The sequence below is a fragment of the Agrobacterium sp. 16-2014-1-2a genome, assembly GCF_053522705.1.
The window spans coordinates 184,594-201,647 of record NZ_JBNWBX010000007.1 but is presented as its reverse complement, the minus strand read 5'-3'; the positions used below and the strand labels follow the sequence as shown (position 1 = coordinate 201,647).

General features: G+C 59.7%; 15 protein-coding genes. 14 read left to right on the top strand and 1 reads right to left on the bottom strand.

From position 1 onward, the window contains the following. The first annotated feature begins 10 nt into the window (after positions 1–10). The 7 genes from ACQZ45_RS20185 to chrA all read left to right on the top strand — a co-directional run bounded on the left by ACQZ45_RS20185 (position 11) and on the right by chrA (position 6,617). The gene (locus tag ACQZ45_RS20185) at positions 11–769 is read left to right on the top strand and encodes an aspartate/glutamate racemase family protein (protein WP_035199300.1); all 759 of its coding nucleotides are present in this window, start codon (positions 11–13) and stop codon (positions 767–769) included. Between the two features lie 198 nt (positions 770–967). Continuing rightward, on the top strand, positions 968–1,513 hold the full coding sequence (locus ACQZ45_RS20180) for an RNA polymerase sigma factor (protein ID WP_035199299.1): 546 nt from the start codon (positions 968–970) through the stop codon (positions 1,511–1,513). 20 nt (positions 1,514–1,533) lie between these two features. Beyond that, entirely contained in the window at positions 1,534–1,947 is a 414-nt protein-coding gene (locus tag ACQZ45_RS20175; protein WP_236735840.1) for a hypothetical protein, read from the top strand. Next, positions 1,944–2,393, top strand: coding sequence for a periplasmic heavy metal sensor (locus ACQZ45_RS20170; RefSeq protein ID WP_035199298.1), 450 nt, complete (start codon positions 1,944–1,946; stop codon positions 2,391–2,393). The genes ACQZ45_RS20175 and ACQZ45_RS20170 overlap by 4 nt, the downstream gene beginning before the upstream one ends. A gap of 43 nt (positions 2,394–2,436) precedes the next feature. Beyond that, positions 2,437–3,987 (top strand): DUF1800 domain-containing protein, encoded by a 1,551-nt coding sequence (locus tag ACQZ45_RS20165; RefSeq protein WP_112959741.1) that lies wholly within the window; start codon positions 2,437–2,439, stop codon positions 3,985–3,987. Positions 3,988–3,989: 2 nt separating this feature from the next. Next, a complete protein-coding gene (locus ACQZ45_RS20160) occupies positions 3,990–5,216 on the top strand; it encodes a DUF1501 domain-containing protein (RefSeq protein WP_112959740.1) in 1,227 nt (408 codons plus the stop codon). Positions 5,217–5,387: 171 nt separating this feature from the next. Continuing rightward, positions 5,388–6,617 carry a chromate efflux transporter gene (chrA, locus tag ACQZ45_RS20155; protein ID WP_112959739.1) on the top strand — a complete coding sequence of 410 codons (1,230 nt, stop codon included), beginning with the start codon at positions 5,388–5,390 and terminating at the stop codon, positions 6,615–6,617. On the opposite strand, the gene ACQZ45_RS20150 is transcribed toward chrA, so the two are convergent. Beyond that, the gene (locus tag ACQZ45_RS20150) at positions 6,612–7,502 is read right to left on the bottom strand and encodes a LysR substrate-binding domain-containing protein (RefSeq protein ID WP_441360342.1); all 891 of its coding nucleotides are present in this window, start codon (positions 7,500–7,502) and stop codon (positions 6,612–6,614) included. The genes chrA and ACQZ45_RS20150 overlap by 6 nt on opposite strands. A 133-nt stretch (positions 7,503–7,635) precedes the next feature. Here ACQZ45_RS20150 and ampC point away from each other — a divergent pair, with 133 nt between their 5' ends. The 7 genes from ampC to ACQZ45_RS20115 all read left to right on the top strand — a co-directional run bounded on the left by ampC (position 7,636) and on the right by ACQZ45_RS20115 (position 16,906). Further along, positions 7,636–8,793 (top strand): class C beta-lactamase, encoded by a 1,158-nt coding sequence (ampC, locus tag ACQZ45_RS20145; RefSeq protein ID WP_112959737.1) that lies wholly within the window; start codon positions 7,636–7,638, stop codon positions 8,791–8,793. Positions 8,794–8,984: 191 nt separating this feature from the next. Beyond that, positions 8,985–9,797 (top strand): FadR/GntR family transcriptional regulator, encoded by an 813-nt coding sequence (locus ACQZ45_RS20140; protein WP_112959736.1) that lies wholly within the window; start codon positions 8,985–8,987, stop codon positions 9,795–9,797. Between the two features lie 78 nt (positions 9,798–9,875). Next, positions 9,876–11,384: an ABC transporter substrate-binding protein gene (locus ACQZ45_RS20135; protein WP_112959735.1), complete on the top strand. Its 1,509-nt coding sequence runs from the start codon at positions 9,876–9,878 to the stop codon at positions 11,382–11,384. A 67-nt stretch (positions 11,385–11,451) separates the two neighbouring features. After that, positions 11,452–12,399: an ABC transporter permease gene (locus ACQZ45_RS20130; RefSeq protein ID WP_003499573.1), complete on the top strand. Its 948-nt coding sequence runs from the start codon at positions 11,452–11,454 to the stop codon at positions 12,397–12,399. An 11-nt stretch (positions 12,400–12,410) separates the two neighbouring features. After that, complete coding sequence (locus ACQZ45_RS20125; RefSeq protein ID WP_013761355.1) at positions 12,411–13,283, top strand: ABC transporter permease; 873 nt, start codon at positions 12,411–12,413, stop codon at positions 13,281–13,283. Between the two features lie 22 nt (positions 13,284–13,305). Beyond that, the gene (locus ACQZ45_RS20120) at positions 13,306–15,090 is read left to right on the top strand and encodes a gamma-glutamyltransferase family protein (protein WP_025596001.1); all 1,785 of its coding nucleotides are present in this window, start codon (positions 13,306–13,308) and stop codon (positions 15,088–15,090) included. Between the two features lie 4 nt (positions 15,091–15,094). Continuing rightward, entirely contained in the window at positions 15,095–16,906 is a 1,812-nt protein-coding gene (locus tag ACQZ45_RS20115) for an ABC transporter ATP-binding protein (RefSeq protein ID WP_025596002.1), read from the top strand. The last annotated feature ends 148 nt before the right edge of the window (positions 16,907–17,054 follow it).

The window sequence follows — 17,054 nt, the reverse complement described above, 5'->3', positions numbered from 1 at the left end:
AAAACAGAACATGCGCATCCTCGTCATTAATCCGAATACGACGCAATCCATGACAGCGACGATCGCCGACGCGGCGACGCGGGCGGCCAGCTGCGATACGGAAATCCTGGCAGTGACCTCTTCCATGGGGCCTGTCTCCATCGAAGGATATTACGATGAGGTTTTCGCGGTACCCGGCCTGCTGCTCGAGCTTGCCAAGGCGCCGACGCTTGGTGCCAGGGCAGCCGTCATCGCCTGTTTCGACGACACCGGGCTCGATGCGGCCCGCGCGCTCGCCGACATACCCGTAATTGGGATTTGCGAAGCGGCGGTTTCAGCCACGGCATTCATCGCGCAGAGGTTTACGATCGTTACGACGATGGAGCGTTCGCGGCTGCCGCTCGAACATCTCGTTCACCGTTATGGCATGTCTGCCCGCTGCAATGTGCGTGCCGCCGATATTCCCGTCCTGTCGCTGGAAGATCCGGCATCAAATGCCAGGGAGAGGCTGCGGGAGGAGATTTCACTGGCCCTGCGTCAAGATCGCGCCGAAGCGATCGTGCTTGGCTGCGCCGGTATGGCGGATCTGACCGCCGAGCTGCGCAGCGAATTCGGCGTGCCTGTTATCGATGGCGTCGCTGCGGCGGTGAAACAGGCGGAATCGCTGGTATCGATGGGGCTTTCGACCGCCAAGCGCGGCGCCTATGCCACGCCACTCGCCAAGCCCTATCGCGGATTGCTTGAAGCGTTCGGGCCGGACAGGCTTGCCGGGGTATCTGTGGATAGTTGAAACAGCCGTTCCAATGTGTTCGGACGGTGCCGCGGTCTGCCGTAAAGTGCACGCGAATATTTCCCAGAAATCGGCGACGGATTTTGCGCGGGTCTGCGTTAAAGTGGCAAGGTGCGGGACATCCTCACTGAAGCCGCCGTCATTCCGCATGGATTTCGCCCGTGTCCGACAGGACAGTACGGAGACAAACCCCGATACATGGTAAGCGATCCGGATGCAGATTTGGTGACGGATGTCGCTGCGGGAGATGTCCGCGCGATGCAGGCTCTGGTGACGGCCAAACTGCCGAGGATCATGGCGCTTGCCACGCGTATGCTGGGTGATCCGGCAGAGGCGGAAGACATCGCGCAGGAGACCTTCCTGCGCATATGGAAACATGCAGGCACGTGGCGGCAGGGGCGTGCGAAATTCGACACATGGATCCACCGGGTGGCGCTGAACCTCTGTTACGACCGGTTGCGAAAGCGCCGGGAAATATCGGTTGCTGAGCCGCCCGAACAGATTGACGGCAGTGTGCTGCCCGATGCCGCCCTGCCATATGATGGTGACGAGAGCGGTGCCGTGGCGCGCGCCTTGCAGGCCATACCCGCGCGACAAAGGGAGGCGATCGTTCTGGTCTATTATCAGGAGATGTCGAACCGCGAGGCGGCTGATGTCATGCATGTCAGTGTGGACGCACTGGAAAGCCTTCTGGCGCGTGGCCGCCGGGCACTCCATGCGATTTTGAATGAGGGCGACCAATGAACGGGGCGAAGAAGACGCTCATGGATAACAAGGTTTTTTCCGATCTTGTGGCGGCCTATGGTGCCGATCCACAACGCTGGCCGGAAGACCGGCGGCCGGAGGCCATGGCTTATGCGGAGACGGCAGACGGCAGGCGCCTGATTGCGCAGGCGGCGCCTCTCGATTTTACGCTGTCGGCATATCGTCTTCGCGACCCTTCGGCCATGCTCAACGCGAAGATCATGGCGCAGGCAAAGGCGCAGACCACCAGACGCAGATGGATCGTCCGGTACGGGCTGGGTGCGGGCATGATCGGCATCAGCCTTGCGGGTGCGCTGACGGGAGCGGTTGCCGTCATCAACCTCACGCCACCGCCCGCCCTGACATTGGGCGATACGTTGACCGCGTTCGGAAACCTGCAAACCGAAAACGAAATGACCGAGGAGACGAAATGAGCGATCAGAATTTCCGCTGGATAGTCGTTGTCCTTCTCGTCGCGAATACATTTTTTGTCTGCGCGCTTGCCGGTGCAGGGTTCGTTTATCTGCGGAACGACCCGGCCGCTGCCGCTGCCCGCATGCCGCTTGCGGGCGAACAATTGCCAAAGACCGAAAGGGAGGCCTTCCGGCGCAGCCTTAGCGATGCACGCAGGACCATGCGGGAAACCTCCGCCGAGGCGCGCCAGGCGCGTATCGAGGCGGCGTCCCTGATGGGGGCAGAAACGCTTGACCCGGAGGCATTGTCCGCAGCGCTCGAGCGTGCCCGCAAGGCGGAATATGAGGTCCGCGCCGCAACCGAGATGCAGGCCGTGGAGTTCGCCCGCACATTGTCGCTAGAGGCGCGGCGCCGGCTGGCGGAAGGCTTGCTCGCCCGTGAGGCGCCGAAACCGGCCACGAAATAATCACATTTCAACAGCGACGGATTTTGGCCCTGGCGCCCGTTGAATGGTCGATAACGAAACGGAGTTCGTATCGGCCATGTCAAATTCCAGGGAATTGGATGCAGCACTCTGTCTGTGGCGTTTCGGCCTCGGCGCGCGTGAAGGCGATATCCAGGCGATCAAAGACGACCCGCGCGATCTGTTGCGGCTGGAAATTACCGAACGCGCCACACCAATTCCTGTCGGCGCACAGCTTCATTCCAGCGCCGATCTTCTGATATCGCTGATGGCGTATAACAAGGAGATCAAGGCCGAGCGTGAAAAACCTGCTGTCCTTGCCGTCGCGGCCACCACCGGCGCCGCGGGTGCGACCGCAGGAGCCATGAGCCCACCATCGCCGGCAATGGCAACTGCCGCAAACGCTATGGACAATGCGGGCATGGTGCCGCCTGCCAGTGCTTCACAGGACAAGAAGCCGGACGCAACGGCCACCAAGCGCCCCTATTTTCCCCAGCAGATACTGCTTGCGGAGGCGGACGCCCGCTTCAACGGCACGATACGCCAGCCGCCGATCGGTTTTGGCGAGCGGTTGGCAATGTTCTGGGCCAATCACTTCGCGGTTGCCACCGGCAAGGGCGGTGATGTGCACATTCTCGCCGGCGCTTTCGAGCGTGAGGCGATCCGTCCGCATGTCTTTGGCAATTTCGAGGATATGCTGGTCGCAGTCGAGACCCATCCCGCCATGCTGTATTTTCTCGACAATCAGCAATCGATCGGACCGAATTCGCAGGCCAACAGGAATGGCAAGCGCGGACTCAACGAAAACCTCGCGCGCGAAATCATGGAACTGCATACGCTCGGGGTGGATGGCGGCTATAGTCAGGCCGACGTTACAGCACTTGCCCGCATCATCACCGGCTGGAGCGTCTATCGCGACGAGAAGCGTCCGGGCCCGCTTGGCCGATTTTCCTTTAACGCCAACAACCATGAACCCGGCGACCATGCCGTGATGGGCATCACCTATGGTGAAGCGGGGGTAGAGCAGGGGCGGCGGGCGCTGCGAGATCTCGCGCATCATCCAGCGACGGCCAGCCATCTCGCTTACAAGCTGGTACGGCATTTCGTTAGCGACCATCCACCACCGGAACTGGTGGCGAAACTTGCTGCCGCCTACACCAAGAGCCACGGCGATCTTTCCGCCACCTATATGGCGCTTATCGAGGCTGAACAGTCTTGGAGCCCGGCGCTGACCAAGCTCAGACCCCCGTTAGATTTCGTGACGACCGTCATCAGGGCGAGTGGAATAGTGCCAAAACCCGAGCAGGTAATTTCAGTGCTCAACGCATTGGGTCAGCCGCTGTGGAACCCCTCCGGCCCGAACGGTTTTGCCGATGTCACCGATAGCTGGGGTTCTTCCGAGGGGCTGGCGACGCGTATCGATGCCGCCAGTCTGTTCGCCCATCAGGTTGCGGGTTCAACCGATCCGCGCGACTTCGTCGCAGACCGGCTGGGGCCGCTTTTGTCCGAGGAGACGAAAAAGGCCGTGCAGCGGGCTGAGAGCAAACCGCAGGGACTGACGATTGCTTTCCTTTCCCCCGAATTCCAGAGGCGTTGACCATGCTGTGTGAACATCTTTCCCCAACCCGCCGCGCTCTTCTTGGCACAGGCGGCGCTCTTTTTGCCTGGGCCTTCATGCCGCGTTTTGCTTTTGCTGCCGGCGGGCGCGACCCACGTTTCGTCACCATCATCCTGCGCGGCGCGCTCGACGGGCTGACCGCCGTGCCGCCCGTCGGCGACCCCGACTATGAGGCGCTAAGGCAACAGATCGCCATGCGCACTGAAGGCGACAATCCAGCCCTCGCGCTGGATGGTTTCTTTGCGCTCCATCCATCCCTTCGCAATTTCCAGCGGCTGTACCGGAAGGGCGAGGCAGCGGTGGTCCACGCCAGCGCAACCGGTTATCGTGACCGTTCGCATTTTGATGGCCAGGATGTGCTGGAATCTGGTTTTCCGACCCCCGGCCATGTCGAGACGGGTTGGCTGAACCGTCTGCTCGAACAGCTGCCGGCGGGTGAAACCATCAATCCAGCTGCGGCCGGGCAGCGGGTGAGCGGCCTTGCCATTGGCGCCAGCGCTCCGCTTGTCATTCGCGGCAAGGCACCGATATTGGGATGGGCGCCATCCGTTCTCAAGCCCGCCGATGGCGATCTCGCCCCGCGCCTTGCCGATCTCTACGGCCAGACGGACCCGATGCTGGCGGCATTGCTTGCCGAGGGCATCGAAACCGGCAGGATCGCCTCCGGCGTCGATATCAAGGCGCGAGGTGGTCCGGGTGATCCTGTTGGCATGGAGCAGATGGCGCGGGGTGCAGCACGGCTGATTGCGCACCCGGAAGGGCCGCGCGTTGCGGCGCTGGCCTTCGAGGGTTGGGACACCCATGCCCATGAGGTCGAGCGTCTTTCAAAATTGTTGAGCGGGCTGGACAATGCGCTTGCCGCCTTCGAGCAGGAGCTGGGGCCGGTCTGGAAGGATACGGCCATATTGGTCGCGACGGAATTTGGCCGTACCGCCCGTATCAACGGTACGGAAGGAACTGACCACGGAACGGCAACAACGGCCTTTCTCGCCGGCGGCAGCATCCGTGGCGGGCGTGTCATCGCCGATTGGCCCGGCCTCAAGCTCGCGCAGTTGCGGGATGGGCGGGACCTTGCGCCCACGACGGATATTCGCGCGATCATCAAGGGCCTCGCGGTCGATCATCTCGGCGCAAGCGCTGTCATGCTCGACAAGGCGGTCTTTCCCGGTTCGGAGGCCATCCGGCCCATGAAGGGACTGATCGTCTGAGGCTCGAAAAGGCGTGAAAACAAATATATGGAGCGCGTCCAACGACCCCGGCCATTCCGGATGCGCTCCCGCCTCTTCATATCCCTGTCATAATAGTGTCTGATATCGATATCGTTTTTGATACGGACATTGTGTAGACGAACAGCCGTTGCACGCTCAGGGAGCTTTTTCGTGAAGTCGTCAACGCAAACCATCCGCACTGAAGCGGCCACCCCTCGAAGCGGCACGCCCGGCGAAGTTTTTACGGCGTTCCTGAAGCTCGGGGTCACCTCCTTCGGCGGTCCCATCGCCCATCTCGGCTATTTTCGCGATGAGCTGGTTGTGCGGCGCAAATGGATCGACGAGGCGGGTTATGCCGATCTCGTGGCGCTCTGCCAGTTCTTGCCGGGGCCGGCCTCCAGCCAGGTCGGTTTTGCACTTGGGTTGCTGCGGGCAGGGCCGCTCGGTGCGCTGGCGGCCTGGACGGCCTTCACCCTGCCGTCCGCCATTCTTCTCTTGCTATTCGCCATGGTTGCGGCGTCCATAGAAGGACCTGTCGGCAACGGCCTGTTGCATGGCCTCAAGATCGTTGCGGTCGCCGTGGTGGCGCAGGCTGTCTGGGGCATGGCAAAGAGCCTTGCCCCAGATAGACAGCGTGCCAGCATCGCGCTCGTCGGCATCATCTGCGTCGTGTTTGTCGCGGGGGCTTTTGGCCAGATTCTGGCGCTTGCCGTGGGCGCCATTGCGGGGCTTGTCTTCTGTCGCACTGATACCGTGCAGGAGGCTACTCATCTCGCATTCCGGGTGCCGAAAAGTGTCGGATACATTGCGCTTGCCACTTTCGCGCTCCTGCTGGCCTTCCTGCCGGTCTTCGTGGCGATGGCCGGCTCGCAAGGCCTCTCATTGTTCGATGCGTTCTATCGTGCCGGCGCCCTTGTCTTTGGTGGCGGCCATGTGGTGCTGCCGTTGCTCCAATCGGCAGTGGTTTCCACGGGCTGGGTGACGGAAGATGCGTTTATCGCCGGTTACGGTGCAACCCAGGCCGTTCCCGGCCCGCTGTTCACCTTCGCGGCCTACCTCGGCGCTGTGGTGGGGCCGCACCCGAACGGTATTGCGGGAGCAGGCATTGCGCTTGTCGCGATTTTTTTGCCGGGCATGCTACTGCTCGTCGGTGCGCTGCCCTTCTGGGAGGGCTTTCGCAAGCACCTTCTGGCGCAGGCTGCCATGCGCGGCGCAAATGCCGCCGTCGTTGGCATTCTCGGGGCCGCGCTTTATGATCCGGTGTGGACAAGCGCCATATTCATGCCGAAGGATTTTGCGCTTGCGCTGACGGGTTTCATCCTGTTGACGGTGTGGAAGACGCCGCCATGGATCGTGGTGGTCATCTGCGCGATTGGTGGCGTTCTGCTCGCCCTGTCATAGGCCGTCTTGCGCAGGACCGATATTGGTAAACATCCAGTCCGAGAAGGCCTGCATGGCTGGTGTCGGCGGCTTTGATTGCAGCCTCGTCAGCCAGTAGCTGCCAAGCGATATGGTGACGGGGAAGGGCTGCACGATAGCCCCGGATGCCAGATGCCGCGAGAACATCGATGGCGGGGCGAGCGCCACGCCGAGCCCTTGCAATGCGGCCTCCATCATGCCGAGCGAGGTATCGAAAACGATGCCGGCATTCACATGCGCCACCGGTGTTACGCCAGCCGCTGCAAACCACGTGGCCCATTCGTCAGACCTGTAGCTGCGCAACAGCGTGGCGTCCGCGAGATCAGCGGGGGATTTCAGTGTCTCCGCCAGTTTCGGCGTACAGAGAGGCGAAAGGGGCGCCTCGAAAAGCCGGAATGCATCCGTGCCATGCCAGGAGCCCTGGCCGAATCGAATGGCGAAATCGAGGCCTTCGGCGGCCATGTCCACGCGGTTGTTGTTGGTGGAAACGCGCACGTCGATGAACGGGTGCCGCTTTTGAAATTCCCTCAGCCGCGGCAGCAGCCAGCCCACGGCAAAGGTTCCCACGACGCCCAGAAACAGCAGTTCGCGCACCTGACCGGCTTCGATCCTGTCGAGCGTGATCGCCATCTGGTCGAAAGAGCTGGTGACCGTCGGTAGCAGGGCTTCGCCTTCCGCGGTGATTTTCAGGCCTCTTGGAAGCCGTTGAAAAAGGGAAACCCCCAGTCGTTTTTCGAGGCCCTTCACCTGTTGGCTCACAGCCGCCTGCGTCACGCAGAGTTCTATGGCCGCGCGGGTGAAACTGAGGTGCCGCGCTGATGCCTCAAATGCCCTCAAGCCGTTCAGTGGAAGAAATTGCCGAACCATTCAAGACCTAGATTTTGTTATGCCTCGTCCGAGATATCATGATTTGTTCGTGCAATGTAGGGCGGTTAAACGTCTTTCGCTGGGGACGGCGCAGGCGCCGAAAATCCACTTGAGGTTTTGGAGAACGCGAAAGATGAAACTTAATCGCAGACATATTGCATTGGCCACATTGATCTCGACGAGCCTGTTCACGCAGACTTTTGCCGCTGATGATGCCAGGCTGAAAGCGATAACAGATGCAGCGATCAAGCCGGTGATGGAGAAGAACGGTATTCCGGGTCTGGCCGTTGGTATCAGTGTCGATGGCGAAAATCACGTCTTCACCTACGGTGTCATGTCCAAAACTACGGGCCAGCCGGTTACCCCGCATACGCTTTTCGAGCTGGGTTCCATCAGCAAGACATTCACGGTCACGCTCAGTACCTATGCGGAGACGCAGGGCAAACTGTCACTATCAGGCAAGGTCGAAGACTATCTTCCCTCCATGAAGGGCAAGCCGTTTGGCGATGTCACGCTGATGCATCTTGGCACTCACACCGCCGGCGGCTTTCCGTTGCAGGTGCCGGACAATGTCAAGACGGAGCCGCAGCTTTTGGCCTATCTCAAGGCCTGGATGCCTGCATACAAGGCGGGAACGCACAGAACCTACGCCAATCCCAGCATCGGAATGCTCGGATACGTCACCGCAAAGGCAATTGGCCAAAGCTATGACAGCGCTATGCAGGACGTACTGTTTCCGGCGCTTGGATTGAAGAGCACCTTCACCGTGGTGCCCAAGGCAAAGATGGCCGATTATGCGCAGGGTTATAAGAGAACCGGCGAACCGGCCCGCATGACGCCAGCCATTCTCTCATCGGAGGCTTACGGGGTCAGATCGACGGCGACCGACATGATCCGTTTCGTCAATGCGAATATGGGGCTGGAAAAGCTGGACGGAAAACTCCAGCAGGCGATCGCCAACACTCATACGGGATATTTCAGCGTCGGCGCGATGACGCAGGATATGATTTGGGAGCAATATGCCCACCCGGCCGCGCTGAAAACACTGATCGAAACGAACTCCGGCGCCTTGCTCAAGACGGTGCCGGTATCGGAAATTTCGCCGCCGATGAAGCCGCGTGGCGATGTCTTCATCAACAAGACCGGCTCCACCAACGGTTTCGGCGCCTATGTGGCGTTCATACCGGAGCAAAAACTCGGTATCGTCATTCTGGCCAATAAAAACTATCCCAATGAGGATCGTGTTGCCGTGGCTTACGAGATTTTGAACGGACTCAAAAGCTCCGAATGATGTCAATGCTGGCGTAAACGCGTACAGGACAAGGGTGGCATTTCGGTCGTAATTCATTTGCTCGCCGGCATTGTCATCCTTGCCTTGAAAGCATGCATTTATGTCCCTGAAAATCGGCGTATGCCCATATTTTGAGCGCTTGTAATCAAGGCTCAAAAATGGGCTTGACGTCTGCCGAAATTTCTCACCAAATGAACCAATGTTCGATTGGTTCACGCAAATGGTGCGGCTTGGCGACAAACCCTAACGACAATTCAAACTACGCTCTGGCAAAGCTGCGCGAGTACATTCAGACAAAGAATCTCGCGAATGACGGCCGTCTGCCGACGGAGCGGGCATTTGCCGAGACCTTCAATGTCGGCCGCCGGTCAATCCGCCGTGCTCTGGAGGTTTTGGAGGCCGAGGGTCTTATCTGGCGTCGCCAGGGGGCCGGAACCTTTGTGGGTGAAAAGCCGGACGATTGGTCCACCCAGGTGACCGAAATGGTCGCCAGCACCGATATCATGGAAATCATGGAAGTCCGCCTGCGCATCGAACCGCAACTGGCGCAGCTTGCAGCCATGCGCGCCAAGCCCGCCGAGTTGGAGCGCATGCGCGCGCTCGTCAAGAAGACCGGCGAAAGCACGGATGCCGATGCCAAGGAATTGTGGGACGGCTCGCTCCACCGCCAGATAGCCCAGAGTGCTGGCAACAAGCTGTTCCTGTCGATCTTCGATGTCGTGAACCGTATTCGCCAGGACGATGCCTGGCAGTCGATACGCGAACTCGCCCGGCGCAGTGGCACGAATGGCAAGGCGTCTTTCGAACAGCATGTCGCCATCGTCGATGCCATTGCCGATCGCGATCCGGCGCGTGCCGGAGAGGCGATGCGCCAGCACCTTCTCATGCATCAGGAACGATTGATCCGCGCCACTTCGCTCGGGTTTCAGGAGGAGAGCGCTGCGGAAGACCGTGCGGCGAAGAGCATCAACGAAGCCGACAATCCGCTTACCCCGGCCTCATAGGCCGCGGACGTAAACCCGCCGGTCCTTCGGGGCCGGCCAATGATAAAAGTCAAAGAAAACCAGACCAGAGGATCGAACATGAAGAAAATCTACACACTGACTGCGGCGCTATTGGCAAGCGCGTTTCTGACCGCACCAGCCATGGCTTCCGAATTGCGCATCGGCCTCAACGATGACGCGGACGTGCTTGATCCCGCGCAATCGCGCACCTTCGTCGGCCGTATCGTCTACACCTCCATGTGCGACAAGCTGGTGGATATCTCGCAGGACATGAAGATCGTTCCCCAGCTTGCCACCGAATGGGCCTGGTCCGAGGGTGGCAAGGTGCTGACGATGAAAATTCGCGACGGCGTGAAGTTCCACGACGGCGAGACGCTGGATGCGGCCGCCGTCGTTGCCACCATCGAGCGCAACATGACCCTTCCGGAATCCCGCCGTAAGAGCGAGTTGTCCTCGGTTGAAAAGGTTGAGGCCACCGGGCCGCTGGAAGTCAAGTTCACGTTGAAGACGCCCGATGTCACGCTGCTTGCCCAGCTTTCAGATCGCGCGGGCATGATCGTCGCGCCGAAGGCCGCCAAGGAACTGGGCGCGAATTTCGGCTCCAAGCCGGTTTGCGCCGGACCGTTCAAATTCGTCGAGCGCATCCAGCAGGACCGTATCGTCCTCGAAAAATTCGCGGATTATTGGGACAAGGACAAGATCAAGGTCGACAAGATCGTCTACCTGCCAATTCCCGATACCACTGTGAAGCTTGCAAACCTCCGCTCTGGCGATCTCGACATTGCCGAACGTATCTCGGCGTCCGATGCGGAATCCGTCAAGAATGACCCCAAATTGACATATGCGGACGTGATCGGTCCGGGCTACATGGCCATGTATGTCAACATCAACAACGGCGCGCGCGCTGACAATCCGCTCGGCAAGGACAAGCGCCTGCGTCAGGCCTTCTCTTACGCGATTGACCGCGAAGCGATCGGCCAGATCGTGTTTGAGGGTACGTCCAAGGCCGGCAATCAGTCATTCCCGCCGACAAGCCCATGGTTCAACCAGAACCTGCCGGTGCCGCCACGCGATATCGACAAGGCCAAGCAGCTGATGAAGGAGGCTGGCTACGAGAAGCTCGATATCGAACTTCAGCACGCCAACAACACCACGCAGACGCAGATGATGCAGGTGATCCAGTCCATGGTGGCGGAGGCTGGCTTCAACGTTACGCTGAAGGCCACCGAATTTGCGACGCTTCTTTCCGAACAGACCGCCGGCAACTATCAGCTCAGCCGTTCCGACTGGTCTGGTCGTATCGATCCCGATGGCAATCTTCACCAGTTCGTCACCTGCAAGGGCGGCATCAACGATGTGAAATATTGTAATCCTGAAGTCGACAAGCTGCTGAACGAAGCACGCGCCTCGACTGAAGATGCGGTCCGCAAGGAGAAATACGATGCGGCAAGCGTCATCCTAAACGACGACATGCCGATCATCTATCTCGGCCATCAGCCCTATGCCTATGCCATCTCCAAGAAGGTCAAGGGCTGGGAGCCTTCGCCTGATGGCATGATCCGCCTTCTCGGCGTCAGCAAGGACTAAGCGCTTCAAATCCGCCGCACGGCTTGCCGTGCGGCCCTCCAGAACGTGCACGAACGGGGGCAATGCCATGCCTGTCTATATCGGCAAGCGACTGCTGGTCGCGATCCCGACGCTTTTGATCATCTCCATCTTCGTCTTCTCGCTGCAGAAACTGTTGCCGGGTGATCCGGTTCTCGCCATGGCGGGTGAGGAGCGTGATCCGGCGACGATTGAATTCCTGCGGGAGAAGTATCGCCTGAACGACCCGGTACCGCTCCAGTACATCAACTGGCTGGGCGGCGTGGTGACCGGCGATTTCGGTATTTCGCTGAGGACCAACCAGCCGGTGCTGGAACTGATCGGCCAGAAGCTGCCGGTCACCATTCAGCTGGCTGTGATGGCGATGTTCTTTGCGATGGTCATCGGTATTCCGATCGGCATTCTGGCCGCCGTCAAGAAAAACACATGGATCGACTACACCGCCAATATCGTGGCGCTTTCCGGCCTGTCGATCCCGAATTTCTGGCTCGGTATCATGCTGATCCTGCTGGTTTCAGTGAAGCTCGGCTGGCTGCCGGCATCCGGATATGAATCGATATTCGTCGACCCCGTTCGCTCCATCGAGACGATGATCATGCCCGCCTTCGTGCTCGGCAATGCGCTTGCGGCAACGTTGATGCGCCACACGCGTTCGGCAATGGTTGCGGTTTTGAGTTCAGACTATATCCGCACCGCCCGGGCCAAGGGGCTTTCGCCGCGCGAGATCATCCTGTCTCACAGTTTTCGCAACGCGCTTCTGCCCGTCATCACGCTGTTGGCACTGCTTTTCGGTGAGTTGCTGGCCGGTGCGGTTCTGACGGAGCAGATATTCACCATTCCCGGCTTCGGCAAGATGACCGTCGATGCGGTCTTCACCCGCGATTACGCCGTCGTCCAGGGCATCGTGCTCTGCACCGCGGTCGGCTTCATCCTCATGAACCTGCTGGCGGACATTGCCTATGTCCTGCTTAACCCTCGCCTCAGGGCGACGATCTGAGGCCTGATATCATGACCGCTCTCGATCAAAACCTGTCCGTACCGGTGCCGCGGCAGGAAAGCCGCGCCTGGAAGAAAATGAAGCGCAACAAATCGGCGCTCGCCGGTCTGATTATCGTGCTTTTCTTCACGGTACTTGCCGTTGCAGCACCGATCCTGCCGATTGCTGACCCTATTGCGACCAGCTGGTCGGCCATCCGCAAGGCGCCGTCCGCCGCCCACTGGCTTGGCACCGACGATCTTGGCCGTGATATCCTTTCGCGCATGATTTATGGCGCGCGCGCCTCGCTGATGGCGGGTGTTGTCTCCGTCATGATTGCGGTGGTCATCGGCGTGCCCTTCGGGTTGATCGCCGGTTATTTCGGTGGCTGGGTGGATATGGTCATCTCGCGCATCACCGAAGCGCTGCTGGCTATGCCGTTCCTCATCATGGCTATTGCCCTTGCGGCCTTCCTTGGCCCGAGCCTTACCAATGCGATGATCGCCATCGGGCTTTCCGCCATGCCGATTTTCGTTCGGTTGACCCGTGGTCAGGTGCTGGCGGTCAAGATGGAAGATTATGTCGAGGGGGCAAGGTCGATTGGCCTCAACCACTTCGACATCATGACACGATACATCCTGCCAAATGTCTTTGCTCCCATCATCGTGCAGGCAACCTTGACGGTTGCGACGGCCATCATTGCGGAAGCGAGCCTTTCCTTCCTCGGCCTTGGCCAGCAGGCACCGGCGCCGTCGTGGGGTTCCATGCTGAACACCGCTAAGAACTTTCTGAGCCAAGCGCCGTGGATGACGATGTGGCCCGGGATTGCAATTTTCCTCGTCGTCATAGGCTTCAATCTCCTGGGCGATGGCCTGCGTGATGCGCTCGATCCGCGCGAAGCATGATTTCTCATAAGGAACTGACTGAATGACCGAATTTACCACACGCCCCGAGATCCTTGGCACATTCGGCGTCGTCACCTCGACGCACTGGATCGCATCGGCCGTGGGCATGGCAATCCTCGAAAAGGGAGGTAACGCCTTCGACGCAGCGGTTGCCGCCGGCTTCGTGCTGCAGATCGTCGAACCGCATCTCTGTGGCCCCGGCGGCGACATGCCTGCCGTCTTTTATTCAAAGAAGAAGGACAAGGTCGAAGTCATCTGCGCGCAGGGGCCTGCTCCGAGTGGCGCTACCATCGAGCACTATACCTCGGAGGGGCTTAAGCTGATCCCCGGCGATGGTCTGCTTGCAACCGTCATTCCCGGAGCCTTCGATGGCTGGATGTTGATGCTGCGCGACTACGGCACGATGAGCGTGCGCGAGGTGCTGGAACCAGCCATCTATTATGCCGAATACGGACATCCGACTCTGCCGCGCGTTTCCGCCACCATCAAGGGGCTGGCGGAATTCTTCGAGAAGGAATGGCCGACATCCTACGAGACCTGGCTGCCGGGTGGTGCCGCACCCGAGCCGCACGCCCTTTTCAGGAATCCTGTACTTGCGGAAACCTACAAGCGGATCGTCACTGAATCCGAAGCGCGTTCGGGTCGCGAAAACCAGATTGAAGCCGCACGCGACGCTTTCTATCGGGGTTTCGTAGCGGAAGCCATCGACACTTACGTCAAGACCGCTGAAGTCATGGATGCAAGCGGCACCAAGCACAAGGGCGTGCTGACGGCGCAGGATATGGCGGACTGGAGCGCGACCATCGAAGCGCCGCAGACGCTTGATTATCATGACTGGACGATTGCAAAGACGCCTGCCTGGGGGCAGGGACCGGTTTTGTTGCAGTCGCTCGCCCTGTTGAAAGGCTTCGATCTTGCGGCCATGGACCCGTCCGGCCCCGATTTCATCCACACCATCGTTGAGGCCATGAAGCTCGCCTTTGCCGACCGTGAGGTCTATTACGGCGATCCTGATTTCGGCCAGATTCCGACGGAATATCTTCTCTCTGAAGGCTACAATGCCGGGCGTCGTAAACTGATCGGCACAGAGGCATCGCTCGATCTGCGTCCCGGCATCGTGCCGGGTTACGAGAAGCAGGTGGACGCCACCATGGCCATGCTCGCCGAAATGAGCGGCAAGGGCACCGTCTACGAGCCCACCATGTCGCATCTTACCGAAAAACGCGGCGATACCGTGCATATCGATGTCATAGACCGCTGGGGCAACATGGTCTCAACCACGCCCTCCGGCGGCTGGCTGCAATCATCGCCAATCGTTCCGGGATTGGGCTTTGCGCTTAATTCCCGCGCCCAGATGTTCTGGTTGAAGGAAGGCCTGCCGACCTCGCTCGCACCTGGAAAACGCCCGCGCACCACGTTGACACCCTCGCTCGCGCTGCATCAGGGACGCCCTTCCATGGTGTTCGGTACTCCGGGCGGCGATCAGCAGGATCAGTGGCAGCTGCCCTTCTTCCTGCGTTATGCGCATCACGGCAAGAACCTGCAGGCGGCCATCGACATGCCGCTGTTCCATACCTCGCATTTTCCGGGCTCGTTTTATCCGCGCACCAGTTCGCCGGGCGAGATCATGGTGGAAAGCACCGTGGGTGATATGACGCTGCAGGAGCTTCGCCGCCGCGGACACAAGGTCACCGTTGCCGATGCGTGGTCGGTGGGGCGCCTGACTGCCGCAAAGCGGGATGCCGATGGCCTGCTGCGGGCCGCCGCAACCCCGCGACTGATGCAGGCCTATGCTGTGGGACGATGACATCATGAATACGACACCTGTTCTCTCCGTTAGAAACCTGACCACTTCTTTTCTCGTCGATGATGCTTGGAAGAGCGTCGTCCGTAACGTCTCCTTCGATGTCGCTCCGGGCGAAACCGTCGCGATTGTCGGTGAGTCCGGTTCGGGAAAGTCCGTCACCTCGCTGTCCATCATGCGCCTGCTTAGCCCCGCTTTCAGCCGGATTGAGGGTGAAGTTTTCTTGAACGGGCGCAATCTTCTGGCGCTTTCCGAGAAGGAAATGCGGGGCGTGCGGGGCAACGACGTCTCGATGATATTTCAAGAGCCTATGACGTCGCTCAATCCCATCTTCACGATCGGCCGCCAGATTTCCGAGGTCCTCATCCGGCACAAGGGCTTTTCGAAGCAGCAGGCAAGGGCGGAGACTGTCCGGCTTCTCGAAAAGGTTCGTATTCCCAACGCGGCCGGTCGCTTTGACGAGTATCCGCATCAGTTTTCCGGTGGCATGCGCCAGCGCGTGATGATCGCAATGGCGCTCGCTTCCCGGCCGAAACTGCTGATCGCCGATGAACCGACGACCGCGCTCGACGTCACCATTCAGGGCCAGATTCTCGATCTGATCAAACTGCTTCAGGAAGAGGAGGGCATGTCGGTCCTCTTCATTACTCATGATATGGGCGTCGTGGCGGAGATCGCCGACCGCACCATTGTGATGTTCCGGGGCGATGAGGTCGAGACCGGACCAACCGGGGATATATTCCAGCGCGGCAAGCATCCCTATACGCGGGCGTTGCTTTCGGCGGTGCCGAAGCTCGGCTCGATGCGCGACCGGCAGTGGCCGACGCGCTTTCCGGTGCTCGACATGAAAACCGGCCTGTCGACCGAGCCGGTAGAAGTGGCCGAAACGGTTGCGAGCGGACAGACACCTGTCCTGTCGGTCAAGAACCTCGTGACGCGGTTTCCCATCCGCTCCGGCCTTTTGGCCCGGCAGACGGGTGCGGTTCACGCGGTCGAAAACGTCTCCTTCGATCTGTTTCAGGGGGAGACGCTTGCACTGGTCGGCGAGTCCGGTTGCGGAAAGTCGACGACCGGCCGCTCGATCATGCGTCTTGTCGAACCGACGGCCGGCGAGGTTTCGCTCGATGGTTACGATGTGATGCGGCTCGATACCGTCGGCCTGCGCAATATGCGTAAGTCCGTACAGATGATCTTTCAGGATCCGTTCTCGTCGCTCAATCCGCGCATGACGGTGGGTACGGCGATTTCCGAACCCTTCATCAAGCACAAACTGGGCACCACGAAGCAGGCGAAGGAAAAGACTGCCGATCTCCTCGAAAAGGTTGGTCTAACCGCCGACATGGCGAGCCGCTATCCTCACGAATTTTCCGGCGGCCAGCGCCAGCGCATCGCGATTGCCCGTGCGCTTGCCCTCGATCCGAAGGTCATTGTTGCCGACGAAAGCGTGTCGGCTCTCGATGTTTCGATCAAGGCGCAGGTCTGCAACCTGCTCCTCGACCTGCAACAGAGCCTCAATCTCGCCTTCCTCTTCATCTCCCACGATATGGCGGTGGTGGAGCGTGTCAGCCATCGCGTCGCGGTGATGTATCTCGGTGAGATTGTGGAGATCGGTCCGCGCGCTGCTGTTTTCGACAATCCGCAACATGCCTACACGAAGAAACTCATGGCGGCAGTGCCGGTACCCGATCCGGCGCGACGCGGAATAAAGCGCGGCATATCCAACGATGAACTGAAAAGCCCGATACGGCCGATGGGATTTCAAACGCCGACGCGAAACTATAAAACCGTTTCCCCGGGCCATCTGGTTCAGGTTGTTTAAGGCAATTCTGGCATTCCGGGTTGAAAAACCGTGAAGTTTCGCACCGCTATCCGCTATTCTGAGCGGAATATTTTTTACAGCCTTGCTCAACGCGCGTCGTCAAAAGTGGTTCCCATATGAATCGAAAATAAAACGTTCGATTCAATGC